We start from the raw sequence: 18,339 nt of genomic DNA on the forward strand, positions 1-18,339 counted from the left end.
GAGGAAGACGATGACTGACGACGCCGTCAGCGTCCGCGACGCCGGTCCTGGCATCCGCGTGCTCACCCTGGCCCGGCCCCCGGCGAACGCGCTGGGCCTGCCGATCATCGACGGGCTGAACGCGGCCCTGGACGACGCCGGGGACGCCAAGATCATCGTGGTCGCCTCCGAAGTGCCCGGGTTCTTCGCGGCGGGCGCCGACATCAAGCACATGTCCGGTATCGACGCGGCTTCGTTCACCGCCTACGGCGACCGCCTGCGCGGGGTGCTCGACCGGCTGGCCGCACCCGAGCGCGTCACCATCGCCGCGGTGGACGGGCTCGCGCTGGGCGGCGGCCTGGAACTGGCCATGGCGTGCACGCTGCGGGTGGCCGGCGCCGACGCCCGGTTCGGTCTGCCCGAGGTGAAGCTGGGTCTCATCCCCGGCGCCGGCGGCACGCAGCGGCTGCCGCGCTTGGTCGGCCGTGGCCGGGCCCTGGACATCATGCTCACTGCCCGGCAGGTGCCCGCGGCCGAAGCCCATGCCATTGGTCTGGCCGATCGGCTCGTCGACGCGGGCAAGGCCGAAGCGGCGGCGCTGGAGCTGGCGGAGAAGCTCGTCACGCTGTCCCGTCCGGCGTTGAGTGCGGTGGTCCGTGCGGTCGACGCGGCGTTCGACCTGCCGCTCGAGCAGGGCTTCCGCTACGAGGTCGAGCAAGTACAGGACCTCTTCGAAACCGGTGAGGCGCCGGAAGGCCTCGCCGCGTTCCTCGGCAAGCGCCCGCCGAAGTTCGCGTGAGGGGAAAGCCATGTACGGACTGACCATTTTCAGCGCGGGCGCCGGACCCGAGCGGTTCCGGCGCGCCGCGGACCTGGCCGTCCGGGCCGAGGAGGCCGGGTTCGACGCCGTCTGGACCGGCGAGCTGTACAACCGCTCGGCCACGGTTCCCATGGCCGTGCTGTCCCAGACCACCGAGCGGGTCCGGATCGGCTGCAACATCGCCTACGGGGTCGGCCGCACGCCGCTGGTCTGGGCCGCGGAAGCCCGTGACCTGGACGAACTGTCCGGTGGCCGGCTGGTGCTCGGCTTGGGCAACGGCACACCGCGGATGATGGAGGACTGGCACGGCGTCAGCGGCGAAGCGCCCGCTGAGCGGATGGAAGAGCTGGTCACCGTCCTGCGGAAGCTGTGGCGGCTGCACGAGGGCCCGGTCGAGCACGACGGCCGATTCTACCGCGTGCACCTGCGCCCGACCGCCGACACCGCACCACCGGTCCAGGAACGCCTGCCGATCTGGACGGCGGGCGTGAACCGGCTGATGGTCCGCGTCGCGGGCCGGGTCGCCGACGGGCTCGTCGGGCACCCGATGTACACCGGCCGCTACATCGCCGAGGTCGTGCGTCCCGAACTCGACGCCGGGGCGGCCGAAGCAGGCCGGGACCCCGCTGAGATCACGTTGATGGGGATCCTGATGTGCGCAGTCGACGAGGACGAGCAGGCCGCGCGTCGCCGGCTCGCCTTCGCGGTGGCCCAGTACGCCGCATCGCGCGTCTACGACCGGCTGTTCGCGCTGCACGGCTGGTCGTCGGCGCAGGAGCGGATCCGCGAGGCCGTCCGCGCCCGCGACGAAGAGGCCGTGGTCGCCGCCGTCCCGGACGAGGTGCTCGACGCCGTCGGGGTGGCCTGCCGCCCGGCCGACCTGCGGGCGCGGGTGGCCGAGCACGCCCGCGACTACGACCACCTGAACCTCGTCGTCCCGCCGTGGGGCCTGAAACCGGAAGAGGCGGAAGCCGCGACGCTCGCAGTCCTCGAAGGGATGCGCTGATGGAGACCATCGACCTGACCCGGCCCGCCGAGGGAGTCGTGCTGGCGACGCTGAACCGCCCGGACCGCTACAACGCCATGACGGTGACGATGTTCGCCGAGCTGGAGGACTTGGCGTTCACCCTCGGCGAAGACGACGACGTCCGCGCGGTCGTGCTGACCGGCGCCGGGAAGGCGTTCTGCGCGGGCTACGACTTGGACGACGCCGACGAGCTGGCCGGCCTGACCGCGTTGGGCATGCTCGACCGGCAGGAACGGGCCGCTCGGGGGCTTTCCGCCCTGCGCGCGCTGCGCGTCCCGGTGATCGCCGCGGTGAACGGCGCGGCCGCCGGCGGCGGGCTCTCGCTGGCACTGGCCGCGGACATCCGCCTGGCGGCCCGCTCGGCGAAGTTCAACGCCGCGTTCGTCCGAATAGGACTGTCGGCGGGCGACCTCGGCGCGTCGTGGCTGCTGTCCCGGACCATCGGGCCCGCGCTCGCCGCCGAGATCGCCTACACCGGCCGGTTCGTCCTGGCCGACGAAGCTGAGCGGATCGGGCTGGTGAACAAGACCGTCGACGACGACCGATTGCTCGACGAAGCCCTGTCGATGGCTCAGCTGATCTGCGCCAACTCCCCGGGCGGCGTGCAGCTGTCGAAGCGGGCGCTGCAGGCCAACATGGAGATCGGTTCCTACGCGGCCGCGCTCGAACTGGAGAACCGCGGCCAGGCGCTGCTCACCCGCGGCGAGGACATGCCCGAAGCGCTCGCCGCCTTCAAGGAAAAGCGCGCCCCGAACTTCACCGGACGTTAGGAGACCGCTGTGCCCGACTTCCGGACGCTCCTCGTCGAGGAACCCGAACCCGGTGTCCTGGTTCTGAAGCTGAACCGGCCGGACCGGATGAATTCGATGACCGTCGAGATGTTCGGCGAGATCCGTACTGCCGCGCGCGCCTTGCGTGACAGCGGCGCTCGCGCGCTCGTCCTCACCGGCGCCGGCGAACGCGCGTTCTGCGCCGGGTTCGACCTCGCCGAGATCGAGGTCATCACGCGCATGGGCGTGCGGGAGTTCCTCAAGTTCCAGGAGCTCGCCACGGGTGGTCTCGCCGCGCTGCGGCAGTTGCCGTTCCCGGTGATCGCCGCGATCCACGGGGCCGCGTCCGGCGGCGGGCTGTCGCTGGCGCTGACCGCGGACATCCGGCTCGCCACGCCGACGGCGAAGTTCAACGCCGCATTCGTCAAAGTCGGCCTGTCGGCGGGCGAGCTGGGTACGTCGTGGCAGCTGACCCGCCTGGTCGGTCCCGGCCGGGCCGCCGAGATCGCCTACACCGCAAGGATTGTCGAGGCTGACGAAGCGCTCCGGATCGGCTTGGTGAACCGGGTCGTGCCGAGCGAGCGTCTGCTCGACGAGGCCCTCGAGCTGACCCGGCAGATCGCGGGAAACTCGCCGGGCGGGGTGAAGCTGTCGAAGCAGGCCCTGCAGCGCAACCAGGAGATCGCGTCCTACGCCGGGGCCCTGGAACTGGAGAACCGCGGGCAGGCGCTGCTGACCCGCGGTGAGGACATGACCGAAGCGCTGGCCGCGTTCAAGGACAAGCGCCGGCCGCAGTTCACCGGAAGGTGAGGCATTCATGACGACGCTCGGAGACATCGACCCCGGTTTCGGGCCTGCCGACGACCTCCGGCACCGCCCCGCACCCGGCGGCCGGATGCGTGACAGCCTGTTCTGGGAACTGATCATGCCCGACGAACAGCTCGGCGTGCAGATCTACCTGTACCTGACCGACCGCGGCAAGACCGGCTACAACGTGTCGGTGTGGGGGCCTGATCCGGTCGCGGTGAAACTCTCGCAGGGCGTAGTCGGCGAAGACGAGGATCTCGACAACTTCCACTTCGACGGCCTGAGCGTCAAGCAGCCCGAGCTACGGCGCACGGCCTCGGTTTCCTACACGAGTGACGACGTCAAGCTGGAGTACAACTTCACGGCACTGCACGACGCGTTCAGCTACCGATCCAACCCGGACGGGCTGCCCGCGTGGTTCGCGGAGAACCGCCTGGAGCAGACCGGCCACGTGACCGGCTTCCTGGAAGTCGCGGGCAGGCGGATCGCGTGGGACCGCAAGGGCCACCGCGACCACTCGTGGGGCGTGCGGAACTGGGGCGTGCCACACCACTGGAAGTGGTTCATCGCCTACACCGAGAGCGGTCGGGTGGTGAACGGCTGGATCTGGATTGCCCGCGGTGAATGGGGTTTCGCCGGATACGTGGTCAATGACGGCGTCACGATCCCGGTGTCGCACATCCGCCACCACGCCGAGTACCACGACGACATGACGCAGAAGCGCCTGGAGGCCGACGTCGTCGACATCACGGGCGAAACGACCCGGCTGGTGCTGGACGCGTTCGGCGTCGTGAAGCTGCCGACTCGCGATCCCATGGGCACGGTCATCACCGAAGCCGCCTGCCGGGCGACCATCGACGGCGAGGAGGGGGCCGGTCAGTTCGAGACGCACTGGCCGGGCCAGTACCTCCAGCACCTGATCGAGAGTGCGCGGTGACCTGGGACTGGGACGCCTCTTCGCGCTCTCTTCTGGAGGGGTTCCTGACTTCGCGGGGCTTGTGTTCCGGCCCGGTGACGACCCGCCGCATCGGCGACGGCCATTCGAACCTGACGTTCCTGGTGACCGACGGCTCCCACCAGGTCGTCGTCCGGCGCCCACCGCCACCACCGGTGCCACCGGGCGCGCACGACATGCTGCGGGAGGCCCGGCTGGTCGGCGCGCTCGCGGGCACGGAGGTCCCGGTGGCTTCCGTACTGGCGGTGGCGTCCGCGGGCGAGGTGCTGGACGTGCCGTTCTACGTCATGAGCTACGTCGAGGGTCCGGTGGTCACCGAGCGGACGCCCGCTCCGCTGGACACGCCCTCCGCTCGCCGGGAGATCGGATTCGCGCTGGTGGACACCCTGGCGGCGCTGCACGCGGTCGACTGGCGTGCCCGCGGCTTGGCCGACCTGGGCCGGCCGGAAGGGTTCAACGCCCGGCACTTCCGCCGCATGGGCCGCCTTGTCGCGGACTCCGACGGTCAGCCGCCGCCGGAGTTCGCCGAGGTCCACGCCTGGCTGGCCGCGCACGTCCCGCCGGAGTCCGGCGCGTCGATCGTGCACAACGACTACCGGCTGGGCAACGTGGTCCTGGCCGCTCCGGGCCGCATCGCCGCGGTGTTGGACTGGGAACTCGCGACGATCGGCGACCCGCTCTTCGACGTCGGCTACTTCCTGGCGTCGTGGCCCTCGCCGGACGCTCCGCTGACGCCGACGGAGGAGTTGGGGATCGCGGCACTGGAGCCGGGGTATCCGACTCGGGCCGAGCTGGCGTCCCGGTACGCCTCGCGGACCGGGCGGGACCTGTCCACACTGGACTGGTACACGACGCTGGCGCTGTGGAAACTGGCGGTGCTGTACGAATACGGCCGCCGCCGCGCGGTCGACGAGTACTACGCGGATCCGGTGCTGGTGAAGTCGTTCCTGGAGGCGGCTCAGCGCGCGACGGGCTGACTCGGCCCGTCGCGGACGTTGATCGTTCAGACGCCGCACCACTTCTCCGTGAAGACCGCAGGATCACTCGCCGGCTCGCTGCGGGCCGCGATCTCGGGCGGCGGCAGGGAAACGCACTCAACGCCACTCGTGGATCCAGGTCAGGTGATACGAAGAGAGGACCCGGAGTCACCACGGGCCCTCTCTTCGGCCTTCAGACCGACCGCTGCGACTTCGCCGCCGCACTCGCCGCCTGGCTGCGTTCCCGGATCTCCCGCCAGTCCTCATCGGACAGTGACATCAGTCCGGCGAATGTCCCCGGTCCGGCCAGCCGTTGCCCACCGTCCATCGCGATCGTCTCGCCCGTCAAGTAATTACAGCCGTCCGAGAACAAGAACACCGTCAGGTTCGCCAGTTCCTCGATCGTGCCCGCGCGGCCCATCGGGATCTGGTCCGTCTGGGTCGCGCCCACCGCGCTGCTCTCGGTCGGGTTCAGCATCTCCCACGCGTAATCCGTCGGGATCGGGCCCGGTGCCAGCGCGTTGAGCCGGATCCCGTAGCGGGCCCACTCCACCGCCAGGGACATCGTCATCGCGTGCACCGCCGCCTTGGCCATCGCCGACGGCACCACGAACGCCGATCCCGACCACACCCACGTCGTCAGCGTGGACAGCACCACGCCCGGGAGACCCTCGGCGATCCACCGGCGGCCCGCCGCGTGCGTCGTGTTGAACGACCCGTTCATCACTGTCCCGCTCACCGCCTCGAACGCCCGCGTGCTCAGGCCGGCCGTCGGGGCGATGAAGTTGGCCGCCGCGTTGTTCAGCACGCCGGTGAGCGGTCCGTGGCGATCCCAGATCTCCGCCATCGCCGCGTCCACCAGGTCTCCCTTGCGGACGTCGACGGTCTGGAAGTGCGCACCGGCTTCGGAGGCCGCCTCGGCCAGCACCGACTCGCGCCGGCCCCACAGGTGTACCTCGGCGCCGTACGCGGTCAGGTGCCGCGCGACGCCGCGGCCGAGCCCCGTGCCGCCGCCGGTGATGAGGATCCGCTGGCCGGACAGCACGTCCGGGGCGAAGATCGGCTTCATCTGCCACCTTCCCGATCAGAGCCCGAAGCTCTTGCCGATGATCTCGCGCTGGATTTCGTTGGCACCGCCGTAGATCGGCGGGGCGAGCGCCTTCCGCACCTGGCTCTCCATGCCGTACTCGCTCGCGTAGCCCGCGCCGCCCATCAGCTGCATCGCTTCCAGGGTGACGAGCTTGGCGACCTCGGTGCACTTGAGCTTGGCCATCGCCCCTTCCCGGGCCAGCTGCTCCTCCTCGCCGGCGTCGATGCGCTCGGCGACCTCGTAGACGAAGGACCGGCTGCACGCGATCTCGGTCGCGAGGTCGGCGATGCGGTGCCGGACGGCCTGGAAGCTGCCGATGGTCCGCCCGAACTGCTCCCGCTCCTTGACGTAGGCGACGACGTCGTCGAGCGCCCGCTCGGCCGCGCCCAGCGACATGGCGGCGATGATCAGCCGCTCGACGCTGAGCCCGCGCATGAGGTGCCGCCACGCCTGGCCCACCTCGCCGACGACGTTCGCCGCCGGCACGCGGACGTCGGTGAAGTACAGGTCGTTGACCGTGTGGGTGGACATGGTCGAAATCGGGCGGATCGCGAGCCCGGAAGCGTCCGCAGGGACCACCAGCAGCGTCAAGCCGTCGTGCTTCTTGGCGCCGGTGGTCGTGCGGGTGAGCACCAGGACGTGGTCGGCCAGGTGCGCCGCCGTCGTCCAGGTCTTCTGACCGGTGATGACGTAGTCGCCGCCGTCGGCGACCGCCTTCAGCCGCGCCGAGCCCAGATCGGAGCCCGCACCCGGTTCGGACAGCGCGATGGCTTCGACCCGGCCCCGGCACAGGCCGCCGACGACGTCCTTCTTCTGTTCCTCGGTGCCGTAACGCAGGTAGGTCTGCGCCGCGGTGAGACCGGTTCCGTAGGCGTGGATCGGGGCGAGGCCGCGAGCCGTCTCTTCGAGGAAGAGGCATTCTTCGACCATCCCGGCGCCCGCCCCGCCGTACTCCTCCGGCACGGAGACGCCGAGCCAGCCGTGTCCGGCGAGCTTCTCCAGCAACGCCCGGCTGGTGTCGAGCGCGCCGCCGTCGGTGAGCGCGTCGCGCTGCGCGGAAGTGCCGCACTCGCGGGCGCAGAACTCACGCACCGCGGTGGCGAAGGTCCGTTGTTCGTCGGTGAACCGCATCGTGAACGACCGTTATCAGTTGCCGCGGTAAGCGGCGAAGTCGGGCTGGCGCTTCTCGTTGAAGGCGGTGATGCCCTCCTGCGCCTCGGCCGATTCGCCGAACAGCTTCAGGTGCGAGTACGCCAGCTGCCCGACGCTGGCGAACTGCTCGGTGTCGGTGTTGAACGACTGCTTGAGCACCTTGAGCGCGGTGGGGGAGAGGGCCAGGATCTCGTCGGCCCACTTGCGCACCTCGTCGTGCAGCTCCGCGGCGGGGACGACCTGGTTGACCAGGCCCCAGTTCTCCATCTGGGCGGCGGTGTAGCGGCGGCAGAGGAACCACACCTCGCGGGCGCGCTTCTCGCCGAGGATGCGGGCGAGGTAGCCGGTGCCGAAGCCGGCGTCGAAGGATCCGACGCGCGGGCCGTTCTGCCCGAACTTCGCCGTGTCGGCGGCGATGGTGAGGTCGCACAGCACGTGCAGCACGTGCCCGCCGCCGATGGCGAAGCCGTTCACCGCGGCGATGACCGGCTTGGGGACGTCCCGGATGACGTGGTGCAGCGCGTCGATCTCGAACAGCCCGGAGTCGGACGGGCCGTAGTCGCCGGTCTCGGCCCGCTGCTTCTGGTCGCCGCCGGTGCAGAACGCCTTGTCGCCCGCTCCGGTCAAGCAGATCACGCCGACCTCGGTGCTGTTCCAGGCCCTCTTGAACGCCTTGACGAGCTCGTCGACCGTCCGCGCCCGGAAGGAGTTGTACCGCTCGGGGCGATTGATCGTGATCCACGCCAGGCCGTTGTCGACCTTGTACGTCACGTCGGTGAACTCGTCCATCGGACGGTGGTCCTTTCGTCGTCGGAAGAACAGCGGGACGGCGGCACCCTCGCGACCGCCCGTGACCCCGAATCTAGGTCTGTGAACGATCGTTATCAAGGATGCCGCCGCCGGTGAGCAGGTATTTCTCCCTTAGGGGAGAGCCCGCCTACCCCTTTCCGGGTCGAGGTAGACGGTCTTGAAGACCTGGTAGGAGTGCAGGCCCTCCGGCCCGAGTTCGCGGCCGATCCCGCTGGACTTGATCCCGCCGAACGGCGCGGCCGGGTCGTTGACGTAGGCGTTGACGCCGATCGTGCCCGAAGCCACCCGCCGCGCCACGGCCTCACCGCGGTCCGCGTCGGTGGTCCAGACGGTGCCGCCCAGGCCGTACTCGGTCGCGTTGGCGATCGCGACGGCCTCGTCCTCCGACGAGTACGGGATGACCGACAGGACCGGCCCGAAGATCTCCTCCTGCGCGATGGTGTGCCCGTTGTCGACGTCGGCGAACACCGTCGGCTCGACGAACCAGCCCTGGTCCCGGTCCGCCGGCCGCCCACCGCCGGCGGTCAGCCGGCCGCCGTCACCCAGGCCCTTCGCGATGTAGGACTCGACGCGGTCCCGTTGCCTCGACGACACGAGCGGACCGAGCTGGGTGGTCTCGTCCAGGGGATCGCCGATGCGCAGTGACTTCGCCAGGTCGGTCACGGTGTCGACGATCTCGCCGTAGCGGGACCTCGGGGCGAGGACGCGGGTGCCGAGCCAGCAGATCTGGCCGTTGTTGAGCAGGGTCGCGGCGAAGAAGCTCTCGATGGTCGACGCCAGGTCGGCGTCGTCGAGGACGATCGCCGCCGACTTCCCGCCCAGCTCGAGGGTCACCGGCCGCAGCAGCCGCCCGCACGTCTCGGCGATCGTCCGGCCCGCCGTCGTCGACCCGGTGAACGACACCTTGTCGACGCCCGGGTGCGCCACGAGGTACGCGCCGAGTTCGCGGCCGCCGGGTACGACGCTGAGCACGCCTTCGGGCAGCCCGGCCGCCGCGGCGGCCTCGCACATCAGCAGCGCGTCGAGGACGGTTTCCGGGGCCGGCTTCAACACGACCGTGCAGCCCGCGGCCAGCGCCGGGGCCAGCTTGAGGAAGGTGATCGCCTGCGGCACGTTCCACGGCACGATCGCCCCGACGACGCCCACCGGTTCCCGGATCACCCGGGAGCTGCCGCCGAGCATCCCGGGCCGAGTTTCCTCCTGCGGAGTACCGGTGACCAGGCCGGTGAAGTAGCGCAGCAGCAGCGGTGGGAAGCCGCCTTCGAACTGCTGGGCCAGCCCGATCGGCATGCCGTTCTGCGCGCTGACCCGGCGTGCGGTCTCGCCGCCCCGCTGCTCGAGTGCGACGGCGAAGCGTTCGAGGACTTCGGCGCGCCGTGCCGGGTCCCAGCGCGGCCAGCCCGCCGGGTCGTCGAACGCGCGCCGGGCCGCGGCGACGGCGTCGTCGATGTCGGCCTCGGCGCCCTCCGGGACGCTGCCGAGGAGTTCCTCGGTGGCCGCCGCGTGCACGGGGATCCGCTCTCCGGTGGCCGGAGTGGCCCAGTGGCCGCCGACGTACAGCCGGTCGTAGTCGATCGTCATGACAGCTCCTGGGTTCCGTCGTGCACGAGCACGATCTTCACGGCGTCACCCCGGTGCTGGGCGGCCACGGCTTCGTTGATCCGCGAGAACGGCATGGTGGTGACGAGCTTGTCGAACGGGAACCGGCCGGTCCGGTGCAGTTCGAGCAGTTCCGGGATGAAGACGTCCGGATCGCTGTCGCCCTCGACGATCCCGATCACCCGGACGCCGAGGACCTGCGCCTGGATGAGGTTCAGCGCGAGCGCCGCCTCGGGATCGGCGGGCACGCCGATGATGCCGACGGTGGCCCGGTGCGCCAGCGCCTGCATCGCCTGCTGGAGCACGTCGGCGATGCCTGTGGTGTCGATCACGTAGTCGGCGCCGTCCGGCACGATCGCCCGCACCTGATCGGCGAGGGGTCCGGCGGCCGGGTCGAGTGCGTGTGTCGCGCCGAGTGCCAGCGCCAGGTCACGGCGTCCGGCGTGCGGCTCGACGACGATGATCTGCGCGAGCTCGCGTACCGCGCCGGCGAGCACGGCGGACAGGCCGACCGACCCGCCGCCCAGGACGAGCAGCGCCGAACCCGGTTGGCAGTCCATGGAGTTCAGGACCGCACCGGCGCCCGTCTGCACCCCGCAGCCCAGCGGGCCGAGCACCGCCAGGGGCGCGTCGCCGGGCACCTTGACGACGTTGCGTTCGTGGGCGATCGCGTGCGTGGCGAACGACGACTGCCCGAAGAACTCCGAGCCCAGCGGCTGCCCGTCGCGGTGCAGGGTGCTCCGGCCGTCCGGGCGTGCGCCGCCGAAGTTGTACGCCATGAACTCGTGGCAGTACGCGGGTTCGTCGCGCCGGCACTCGCGGCAGTCACCGCAGCTGTTGAAGCTCAGGACGACTTTGTCGCCGACGCCGACCTTCGTGACGGACTCGCCGACGGCGGTGACGATCCCGCTGCCTTCGTGCCCGAAGACGCCGGGCAGCGGGAACGGCAGGTGGCCGTCCTTGGCGGCGAGGTCGGTGTGGCAGAGCCCGACCCCGGCGATCTCGACGACGACCTCACCAGGGCCGGGATCGTCGAGCACGACGTGCTGCAGGGTGAACTCGCCACCCAGCTCGGTGGCCACGGCGGCCGTGATGTCCATGCGAACTCCTTTGTCGGGTGGGGAAGGGATTCAGCCGTTGGTGCCGGGCACGGTGACCCGGACGCCAGGGCAACCGTCGGTGAGGACGAGCTGGCACGACAGCCGCGAGTTCGGCTGCGCGCCTTCGGCGTATTCGAGCAGCTCGCGCTCCTCGTCGGTCGGTTCGTCGAAAGTGGACTGTCCTTCTTCGACGAACACGTGGCAGGTGGCGCACGAGCAGCTGCCGCCGCACTCGGCGACGATGCCGGGCAGGTTGTTGCGGACCGAGCCGTCCATCACCGTCTGTCCACAGGGGACGTCGACGTCGTGGCGGCTGCCGTCGGGGAGTTCGTAGGTGACGGTGGGCACGGTTTCCTCCGGATGATCAGGCGACGGCGTCGCGCAGCGGGGTCGAGGAGTCGGCCAGCCGGGCCGGGTCGAGCCGCGCGCCGGACGCGAGGAACTTCTTGCCCGCCATGAACTCGGCGGGGCTGTTGGCCGACTCGACGGCGGTCAGCGCGCCGCCGTCGAGGTGGAACAGGGCGAACCGGCCGGTCGCGGGGTCGCCGCGGAGGACGGTGCTCGGCTCGGCCGGGACGAGCCCGGCGATCTTGAGCTTGAGGTCGAATTGGTCGGACCAGAACCACGGAACCTCGGGTGGAACCGGAGCGCGGCCGGTGATGGTGGCGGCGGCCTGGCGGGCCTGTTCGGTGGCGCTGGGGATGCTTTCGAGCCGGACGAACCCGGGCCGGCGGGTGACGTCGCCGATCGCCAGCACGTGTGGATCGCTGGTCCGGGCGTGCCCGTCGACGACGACACCGTGGTCGCAGCGCAAGCCCGCGGCGGCGGCCAGTTCGTCCCGGGGTTCCGCGCCGACGCCGATGAGGACCGCCTCGCAGGGGATTTCCGTGCCGTCTTCGAGTACGACGGCGGTGACTCGGCCGTCGTGTCCGGCGATCCGGGCGAGCCGGGCTCCGGTGACGATCCGGCTGCCGCGGGCGCGGTGGTGGTCGGCGAGGATCTCCGAAAGCCGGGGACTGGCGACGCGGGCGAGTACGCGTTCTTCCCGTTCCAGCACGGTGACGTCGACGCCGTTCGCCCGCGCGACCGCGGCCACCTCGAGCCCGATGTAGCCGCCGCCGACGATCACCAGCGCCCGGCGCTCGTCGACGCACTTGCGCAGAATCCGCGCGTCGGCGAGGGTCCGCAGCGTCACGACTCCGGCCAGGTCCACGCCGGATAGCGCCAGCCGTCGCGGCGCGGCTCCGGTGGCCAGCACGAGGTGGTCGTAGTCGTAAGCGTCACCCGACGCCGTGCGCACCTCGCGCGAGGCCGTGTCCAGCTCGACGACGTGCTCGCCGAGCCGCAGCGTGATGTCCTGTTCCCGGTAGAACTCTGCCGGGCGCAGCCACTGCTCCAGCTCACCCACGGCGAACTTCTTCGACAGCGGCGGCCGGTGGTAGGGCAGGTCCACCTCGTCCCCGAACAGCTCGACCGGGCCCCGGTGGCCGGCCTGCCGCAGCAGGCCGGCCAGGGTGGCGCCGGCGTGCCCGGCGCCGATGATCAGGACCCGGCTCACTTCAGCTCCAGCCGCACGGGCAGCTTCCGCAGCCCGCCGACGAAGTTCGTCATCACCGCCTTGCGCTCGCCGGCCACCTCGACGCTCTTGATCAGCGGCAGGAGCTCTTCGAACATGATCCGCAGCTCGAGCTTGGCCAGGTGCTGGCCGATGCACATGTGCGGGCCGTAGCCGAAGGCGATGTGCCGGTTCGGCTTGCGGTCCACCCGGAACTCGTCGGGGGCGTCGAACACGTCGGCGTCGCGGTTGGCGGACTGGTACAGCAGCATGAACCGGTCGCCCTTGGCGATCTGCTGCCCGCGTAGCACGTAGTCCTGGGTCGCCTGCCGGGTGAACTGCTTGACCGGCGAGACCCAGCGCAGGCTTTCGTTGACCAGGTCCGGGATCAGCGCCGGGTTCGCCTGCACCTTGGCCAGCTGGCCGGGGAACTGCGCGAGCGCTTCGATCGCGCCGGACATCGTGCTGGACGTCGTGTCGTGGCCGGCCGTGGCGATCGCGATGAACCAGCCGTAGGCGAACGTCTTGCGGTAGTACTCGCCGTCGCTGTCTCGTGCCCCGGCGATGATCGTCGCCAGGTCGTCGCGCGGGTTCGCGCGGCGGTCTTCGACCAGCTCGTCGAAATAGGCGTAGAAGTCGTTGATCGCGGCGGACCACTGCTGCGCGGCGGCCTCCGGCGTGAGCGGCTCGACGTCCGCGCGCTGCGCGTCCGGGTCGGCGGTGCCGAAGAACTCTTGGGTCAGGGTCATCATGCGCGGCTCGTCCTCTTCCGGGACACCGAACAGGCTCATGATCACGTGCAGCGGGTAGTACAGCGCGAACTGCTGGACGAAGTCGATCTCGTTCGTGCCGCTGCGGAGGTGCTTCGCGATGGCCTCCTTGGCCAGCTTGCGGATCCGGTCCTCCCACTTCTTGAGGTTGGCCGGGCGGAACCAGTCGTTCGCGATGTCCTTGACCTGGGTGTGCTCGGGCGGGTCCAGGTAGGTCAGCGTCTCGAGGATGCGCAGGCTGCCGCCGGTGAGCTGCTTGGTGAACGCGTCACCGGCCTGGTTCTGCAGGATCGGGTTGTGCGAGCCGGGCTCGTCCCCGCCGCCGCTGGTGAACACGTGCGGCTGCCGCTCGATCTCCATGATGTCGGCGTGCTTGCTGACCAGCCAGACCCGGTCGTAACCCTCGACGTCGGCCTGGCCGAGCGGGCTGTTCTCCCGCAGCCACCGGTAGGCCTCGAACAGCGGGGCGTCGTAGCGGTGGCCTTCCGGCAGCACGACCTGCCGGGCGATCTCGTCCGGGATCGGGCGGGTGGTGACCTCGGGCGTGGTGGTCATCGGGTTTCCTCCGGGAGACGGGCGACGGTGCACGTTATTGGTCCAATCTTTGGGCCAAGAGACGTGGCGTGCATCACCCCCGAGGAAGAGATTCCTCTCCCGTTCCTCTCCCGATGAGCGGCTACCGGCGGATCAGCGCGTGGTAGCGCGAGGTCGCTTCAGCTCGGTTGGCGACGCCGAGCTTGCGCAGGACGTGCTTGACGTGCGTCTTCACCGTGCCGGGCGAGACGAAGAGCTCGGCGGCGATCTCGGTGTTGGTCCGGCCGCGGACCAGGAGCCGCAGTACGTCGAGCTCGCGCCGGGTCAGCTCCGCCAGCGGCCCCTCGAGGCGGCTCAGCGGGTCGGCCGGCGCGACAGGTGCCGCGAGCACGTCGGAGCCGAGGAAGCCGTCGATGAGGTCGCCCACGGAGCGTGTCTGCTCCTGCAGCCGGCTGCGCAGCGCACCCAGCTGTTCGAGGAAGACGACGCGCTCGAAAACGCAGCCGACGCCCTCGGCGAACAGGCCGAGCAGCCGCTGGTCGAAGTCGTCGACGCTCGGGCGTTCGGCGTGCTGGTCGGCGTGCAGCAGACCGACGACCTCGCCGCGGCCGACCAGCGGCGCGACGACGTAGTCCTTGGTCCGCGCCAGGTTGATCAGCCGGTGGTGCACCCTCGGGGTGTGCTGCGCGTCTTCGACCAGCACCGGCAGCCGCTTGCGCACGACCTCGGTCTCGGGCAGTTCGCGGCCGATCTGCCCCGGCAGCGAAGAACCGACCTCGACCAGGTCGCGCGCCAGTTGGGGATCGTCGTGGGCGAACGCCGCCCGTGCGCTCCACTGCGGACCGGAGACACGGGACAACAGGGCGCGGCGGTACCCGAGCCGGTTGATCTCCACCGGGATCTGCGTGGTCAGGTCCCGCAGCGACGTCACCGAACGCAGCCGGCCGAGGGCGTGCTGCACGCCGGTGAGGGTGGCGGCCCGTGCTTCGAGGCGGAGGTCCCGGATGGCGGTGAGCGTGGTTCCCACCTGGGGGAGAGCGGCCGCCAGCTGCGCAGCGGCAGTGCCCTCGCCGTGGCCGAGCCGCTGCAGCACCAGGTGTTCGGCCCCGCGGAGCGCGGATTCGGCGGAAGTCAGGTCCCGCGCCGCGCCGGCGAGGTCGGTCTCTCCGGTGAGCGTCGCCACGGCGCGCAGGACAGCACGTGCGGTCCGCAGGATTGCGTCGGCCGGCTGAGGAGCGTGCCACCGGGGCGGCACCGGGTGACCGTCGTCGTCCACGGCCGTCTCCCATCGTCGGTTGCGCTGTTCGGCCGATTGTGAACGCGGCCCCGGTCAATGCCCAGCCAGGGCGGATTTCTGCCCCCCAAGGGGAGAGGAGAACATCCCCCGATGGGGGTCGAAAGGCAGGTGCTGGGTAAGGCAGGGTGGGCCGACTGAGGAGGCGACGATGCCCGACGCGAAGTTCACCCTGCCCGACGACGTCACCGCGTACCGTTGGGAGCCGGCCGGGGCGCCCGTCGGGGTGGTGCAGCTGACCCACGGCATGGGCGAGCACGTCCTTCGCTACGAACGGGTCGCGCGGGCGTTCGCGGACCGCGGCTTCGTGGCCTACGGTCAGGACCACCGCGGCCACGGCGCGTCCGCCGGTGCGGTGCCGGGAGACCTCGGCCCGGGCGGCTGGCCGGCGTTGGTGGCCGACATCGGCGTCCTCACGGCCCGCGCCCGGGAAGAGCAGCCGGGGCTGCCGGTGGTTCTCCTGGCCCACAGTATGGGTTCCTTCGCCGCTCAGCAGTACCTGCTCGACCACTCCGCGGACGTCGACGCGGTGATCCTCACCGGCACGGCGGCGCTCGACGTCCTGGAGCCGGCGCTCGATCTCGACCAGCCGCTGGACCTCGCGGTGTTCAACGCGCCGTTCCAGCCGCAGCGGACGGACTACGACTGGCTCAGCCGGGACGAGTCCGAAGTGGACGCTTATGTGGCGGACCCGTTGTGCGGCTTCGGCATCGACCCCGCGAACACCAAGGCCATGTTCGCGGGCGCGCGCCGGCTCGCGGATCCGGCGGAGGTCGCGCGGATGCGCTCGGACCTGCCGGTGTACCTGGCGGTGGGGGACCAGGACGCGGTGAACGCCAACCTCGCCCTGTTCGACGTCCTGGTGCGGCGCTACCGGGACGCGGGCCTGAAGGACCTGACCGTGCGGGTGTATCCGGAGGCCCGGCACGAGATCCTCAACGAGACGAACCGTGCCGAGGTGGTCGCGGACATGCTGGCGTGGGTGGAGAAAGCGGTCGATCGTGCAGGCTGACCGGCTGCCCCGCACCGTTCGGGTCACGTTCTGACCGGGCTAAGCCGGTGCTTTCGGGGCTTTCGGCCAGCGTGCGGAACGTCGCCCGGGCTCGGCGAGCGCGGCGGCGTCCCAGTCGCGTTCGCCGAAGTACCGTGGTTGTCCGCCTGGCCCCGACGGCAGCGGCGCACGCACTTCCGCAGCCGAGTCGCGTCGCGGAGCGGGGACCACGGGCGCTCTTGGTGTGAAGCCTCGCTTCGCGATTGCGGCGCCGTGGCAGGGTGCGCAGGCCGGCACGAACGCCTTGGTCGGGCTTCCCGGGAGCTGGACGGTTCTTCCTGGTTCGGCTGTGCCGGTGCAGATGTGGTGCTGGTGACCGGAGGGGGCGCACAGGCACCGGCATTCGGTGGTCGGGATCGTCATCGGGTGCGTCCCGGTCAGGCGTAGGTGTGGAAGCCGCGGCCGGTCTTGCGGCCGAGCAGACCGGCGTCGACCATGCGGGCGAGCAGCGGCGGGGGTGCGTAGAGCGGTTCCTTGAATTCCTCGTACAGCGATTCGGCGACCGCTTTGGTGGTGTCGAGGCCGATCAGGTCGGCGAGGGCCAGCGGTCCCTGCGGGTGGGCGGCGCCGCGGACCAGGCCTTCGTCGATGGCTTCGCGGGTGGCGAAGCCCGATTCGAGCATGCGGATCGCGGCGAGGATGAACGGGATCAGCAGCGCGTTGACCACGAATCCCGCGCGGTCCTGGCAGAGGATCGCCTGCTTGCCGAGCACGTCCTGCGCGAACGTCCGGACCCGGTCGAGCGTCGGCTGAGCGGTCAGCAGGCTGGGCACGAGCTCGACCAGCGGGAGCACCGGCACCGGGTTGAAGAAGTGCACGCCGACGACCTGGGCGGGACGTTCGGTGGCGGTGCCAAGCTTCATGATCGGGATCGAGGAGGTGTTCGACGCCAGGACGGCGTCCGGTGCGGACACCACCTTGTCCAGCTGCCGGAACAGCTCCGTCTTGATTCGCTCGTCTTCGACGACGGCTTCGACGACGAAGGTGCGGTCCGCGAGGTCGTCCAGTGTTTCGGTGACCCGGATCCGGTTCAGGACCTCGACGGCGTCGGGAATCTTGCCCTTCTTCTCGGCGCGGGCCAGCGAAGCCTCGAGGCGGCCCTGCCCGGCAGCCGCTGCGGCCGGGTCCGATTCGACGACCACGACGTCGAGACCGGCGCGAGCGCACACCTCGGCGATCCCGGCCCCCATCTGCCCGCACCCGACCACGCCCACGCGTTCCATCGCCGCCACCTCTCTGGGACTCGATACCATCACCACGGTACTGAGTACCGGCGAGTAACTGAAGGCGTCGCTCCCCGGTATGACGACCGCCACGTCCTAGGCTGGGCGGCGGCCGGGAGGAGGAGCGGATGTCGAGCAGGGAACGGCTGGTGGAGGCCGCGTTCGCGCTGTTCGCCGAACGCGGCTACGACCAGACGACGATCGACGACATCGCCGAGCGCGCCGGCGTCGGCCGCACGACCTTCTTCCGGGCGTTCCGGACGAAGGAAGACGTGATCTTCCCGGACCACGAGGTGCTGCTGCGGTCGCTCGAGGTCCGGCTGGCCGGCTCGACCGACGACACGGCGCTGATCGCGGTGACCGAAAGCGCTCGGCTGGTCTTGCGGCACTACCTCGCCGAGGGGCAGCGCGCCCTGACCCGCTACCGCCTCACACGCAGCGTCCCGGCCCTGCGCGACCGCGAGATCGCCGGAGTTCAGCAGTACCAACGGCTGTTCCGCGCCTTCCTGCACCGCTGGATGGGCGGCGGCCAAGACACGGCGTTGCGTGCCGAGCTGATGGCCGGTGCGGTCGTGACCGCGCACAACCACGTGCTGCGCCGGTGGCTGCGCGGCCAGGTGGACGACCCGGAGCGGCAGTTCGACGCGGCGATGGCGGAGACCGTGGACCTGTTCACCCGCCCCGGCGATGACAGCGAAACGTCGATCGTGGTCATCCGGACGAAGAAGGAACTCGCCGCCGTGCTGCCCGAGCTGAACCGGGTGCTGGGTCCGCACCAGTCGCCGAGCTAGACGGCGTTGTACCCGAACCTCGTGACCGAGCGGGC

18 protein-coding genes are annotated in these 18,339 nt (G+C 70.6%); 8 read left to right on the plus strand and 10 right to left on the minus strand.

Features of this window, described 5'->3' with window-relative positions; all coding sequences use genetic code 11:
- The first annotated feature begins 10 nt into the window (after positions 1-10).
- Genes OG738_RS27040 through OG738_RS27065 form a run of 6 tightly spaced genes read left to right on the plus strand, consistent with a single transcriptional unit; the run spans position 11 to position 5,335 of the window.
- Positions 11-778: an enoyl-CoA hydratase/isomerase family protein gene (locus OG738_RS27040; protein WP_329045042.1), complete on the plus strand. Its 768-nt coding sequence runs from the start codon at positions 11-13 to the stop codon at positions 776-778.
- Between the two features lie 10 nt (positions 779-788).
- Positions 789-1,805, plus strand: a complete 1,017-nt coding sequence (locus tag OG738_RS27045) for an LLM class flavin-dependent oxidoreductase (RefSeq protein ID WP_329045043.1) — start codon at positions 789-791, stop codon at positions 1,803-1,805.
- Positions 1,805-2,596 carry an enoyl-CoA hydratase/isomerase family protein gene (locus tag OG738_RS27050; protein ID WP_329045044.1) on the plus strand — a complete coding sequence of 264 codons (792 nt, stop codon included), beginning with the start codon at positions 1,805-1,807 and terminating at the stop codon, positions 2,594-2,596. The genes OG738_RS27045 and OG738_RS27050 overlap by 1 nt, the downstream gene beginning before the upstream one ends.
- 9 nt (positions 2,597-2,605) lie before the next feature.
- Complete coding sequence (locus OG738_RS27055; RefSeq protein WP_329045045.1) at positions 2,606-3,406, plus strand: enoyl-CoA hydratase/isomerase family protein; 801 nt, start codon at positions 2,606-2,608, stop codon at positions 3,404-3,406.
- A 7-nt stretch (positions 3,407-3,413) separates the two neighbouring features.
- Positions 3,414-4,340, plus strand: a complete 927-nt coding sequence (locus tag OG738_RS27060) for a DUF7064 domain-containing protein (protein ID WP_329045046.1) — start codon at positions 3,414-3,416, stop codon at positions 4,338-4,340.
- A complete protein-coding gene (locus OG738_RS27065) occupies positions 4,337-5,335 on the plus strand; it encodes a phosphotransferase family protein (RefSeq protein ID WP_329045047.1) in 999 nt (332 codons plus the stop codon). Before OG738_RS27060 ends, OG738_RS27065 begins: the two co-directional genes overlap by 4 nt.
- Before the next feature lie 193 nt (positions 5,336-5,528).
- Here the strand turns inward: OG738_RS27065 and OG738_RS27070 are convergent, their stop codons facing one another.
- From OG738_RS27070 to OG738_RS27110, 9 genes are all read right to left on the minus strand, one after another.
- Positions 5,529-6,404 (minus strand): SDR family oxidoreductase, encoded by an 876-nt coding sequence (locus OG738_RS27070; protein WP_329045048.1) that lies wholly within the window; start codon positions 6,402-6,404, stop codon positions 5,529-5,531.
- A gap of 15 nt (positions 6,405-6,419) precedes the next feature.
- Positions 6,420-7,556, minus strand: a complete 1,137-nt coding sequence (locus OG738_RS27075; RefSeq protein ID WP_329045050.1) for an acyl-CoA dehydrogenase family protein — start codon at positions 7,554-7,556, stop codon at positions 6,420-6,422.
- Positions 7,557-7,571: 15 nt separating this feature from the next.
- The gene (locus OG738_RS27080; protein WP_329045051.1) at positions 7,572-8,366 is read right to left on the minus strand and encodes an enoyl-CoA hydratase-related protein; all 795 of its coding nucleotides are present in this window, start codon (positions 8,364-8,366) and stop codon (positions 7,572-7,574) included.
- A 132-nt stretch (positions 8,367-8,498) separates the two neighbouring features.
- Positions 8,499-9,968, minus strand: coding sequence for an aldehyde dehydrogenase (locus tag OG738_RS27085; protein ID WP_329045052.1), 1,470 nt, complete (start codon positions 9,966-9,968; stop codon positions 8,499-8,501).
- Positions 9,965-11,086, minus strand: coding sequence for an NAD(P)-dependent alcohol dehydrogenase (locus tag OG738_RS27090; protein WP_329045053.1), 1,122 nt, complete (start codon positions 11,084-11,086; stop codon positions 9,965-9,967). The genes OG738_RS27085 and OG738_RS27090 overlap by 4 nt, the downstream gene beginning before the upstream one ends.
- Positions 11,087-11,116: 30 nt before the next feature.
- The gene (locus tag OG738_RS27095; RefSeq protein ID WP_329045054.1) at positions 11,117-11,434 is read right to left on the minus strand and encodes a 2Fe-2S iron-sulfur cluster-binding protein; all 318 of its coding nucleotides are present in this window, start codon (positions 11,432-11,434) and stop codon (positions 11,117-11,119) included.
- 16 nt (positions 11,435-11,450) lie between these two features.
- Positions 11,451-12,644 (minus strand): NAD(P)/FAD-dependent oxidoreductase, encoded by a 1,194-nt coding sequence (locus OG738_RS27100; protein WP_329045055.1) that lies wholly within the window; start codon positions 12,642-12,644, stop codon positions 11,451-11,453.
- Entirely contained in the window at positions 12,641-13,966 is a 1,326-nt protein-coding gene (locus tag OG738_RS27105; protein WP_329045056.1) for a cytochrome P450, read from the minus strand. Before OG738_RS27105 ends, OG738_RS27100 begins: the two co-directional genes overlap by 4 nt.
- Before the next feature lie 121 nt (positions 13,967-14,087).
- Positions 14,088-15,221, minus strand: a complete 1,134-nt coding sequence (locus tag OG738_RS27110; RefSeq protein WP_329045057.1) for a LuxR C-terminal-related transcriptional regulator — start codon at positions 15,219-15,221, stop codon at positions 14,088-14,090.
- A gap of 169 nt (positions 15,222-15,390) precedes the next feature.
- Between OG738_RS27110 and OG738_RS27115 the strand changes: the two genes are divergently transcribed.
- Positions 15,391-16,251 (plus strand): alpha/beta hydrolase, encoded by an 861-nt coding sequence (locus tag OG738_RS27115; RefSeq protein WP_329045058.1) that lies wholly within the window; start codon positions 15,391-15,393, stop codon positions 16,249-16,251.
- Positions 16,252-16,667: 416 nt separating this feature from the next.
- Here OG738_RS27115 and OG738_RS27120 read toward each other — a convergent pair whose 3' ends face one another.
- Complete coding sequence (locus OG738_RS27120; RefSeq protein WP_329056850.1) at positions 16,668-17,522, minus strand: 3-hydroxybutyryl-CoA dehydrogenase; 855 nt, start codon at positions 17,520-17,522, stop codon at positions 16,668-16,670.
- 119 nt (positions 17,523-17,641) lie between these two features.
- Here OG738_RS27120 and OG738_RS27125 point away from each other — a divergent pair, with 119 nt between their 5' ends.
- A complete protein-coding gene (locus OG738_RS27125) occupies positions 17,642-18,304 on the plus strand; it encodes a TetR/AcrR family transcriptional regulator (protein WP_329045060.1) in 663 nt (220 codons plus the stop codon).
- The last annotated feature ends 35 nt before the right edge of the window (positions 18,305-18,339 follow it).

The organism is Amycolatopsis sp. NBC_01488, from assembly GCF_036227105.1.
Taxonomy (GTDB): Bacteria; Actinomycetota; Actinomycetes; order Mycobacteriales; family Pseudonocardiaceae; genus Amycolatopsis.

What these genes read in the sequence shown, in the direction of transcription:
- OG738_RS27040 (WP_329045042.1), top strand. Translation starts at nt 11, where the DNA reads ATGACTGACGACGCCGTCAGCGTCCGCGACGCCGGTCCTGGCATCCGC.
- OG738_RS27045 (WP_329045043.1), top strand. Translation starts at nt 789, where the DNA reads ATGTACGGACTGACCATTTTCAGCGCGGGCGCCGGACCCGAGCGGTTC.
- OG738_RS27050 (WP_329045044.1), top strand. Translation starts at nt 1,805, where the DNA reads ATGGAGACCATCGACCTGACCCGGCCCGCCGAGGGAGTCGTGCTGGCG.
- OG738_RS27060 (WP_329045046.1), top strand. Translation starts at nt 3,414, where the DNA reads ATGACGACGCTCGGAGACATCGACCCCGGTTTCGGGCCTGCCGACGAC.
- OG738_RS27070 (WP_329045048.1), bottom strand. Translation starts at nt 6,404, where the DNA reads ATGAAGCCGATCTTCGCCCCGGACGTGCTGTCCGGCCAGCGGATCCTC.
- OG738_RS27075 (WP_329045050.1), bottom strand. Translation starts at nt 7,556, where the DNA reads ATGCGGTTCACCGACGAACAACGGACCTTCGCCACCGCGGTGCGTGAG.
- OG738_RS27080 (WP_329045051.1), bottom strand. Translation starts at nt 8,366, where the DNA reads ATGGACGAGTTCACCGACGTGACGTACAAGGTCGACAACGGCCTGGCG.
- OG738_RS27085 (WP_329045052.1), bottom strand. Translation starts at nt 9,968, where the DNA reads ATGACGATCGACTACGACCGGCTGTACGTCGGCGGCCACTGGGCCACT.
- OG738_RS27090 (WP_329045053.1), bottom strand. Translation starts at nt 11,086, where the DNA reads ATGGACATCACGGCCGCCGTGGCCACCGAGCTGGGTGGCGAGTTCACC.
- OG738_RS27105 (WP_329045056.1), bottom strand. Translation starts at nt 13,966, where the DNA reads ATGACCACCACGCCCGAGGTCACCACCCGCCCGATCCCGGACGAGATC.
- OG738_RS27115 (WP_329045058.1), top strand. Translation starts at nt 15,391, where the DNA reads ATGCCCGACGCGAAGTTCACCCTGCCCGACGACGTCACCGCGTACCGT.
- OG738_RS27125 (WP_329045060.1), top strand. Translation starts at nt 17,642, where the DNA reads ATGTCGAGCAGGGAACGGCTGGTGGAGGCCGCGTTCGCGCTGTTCGCC.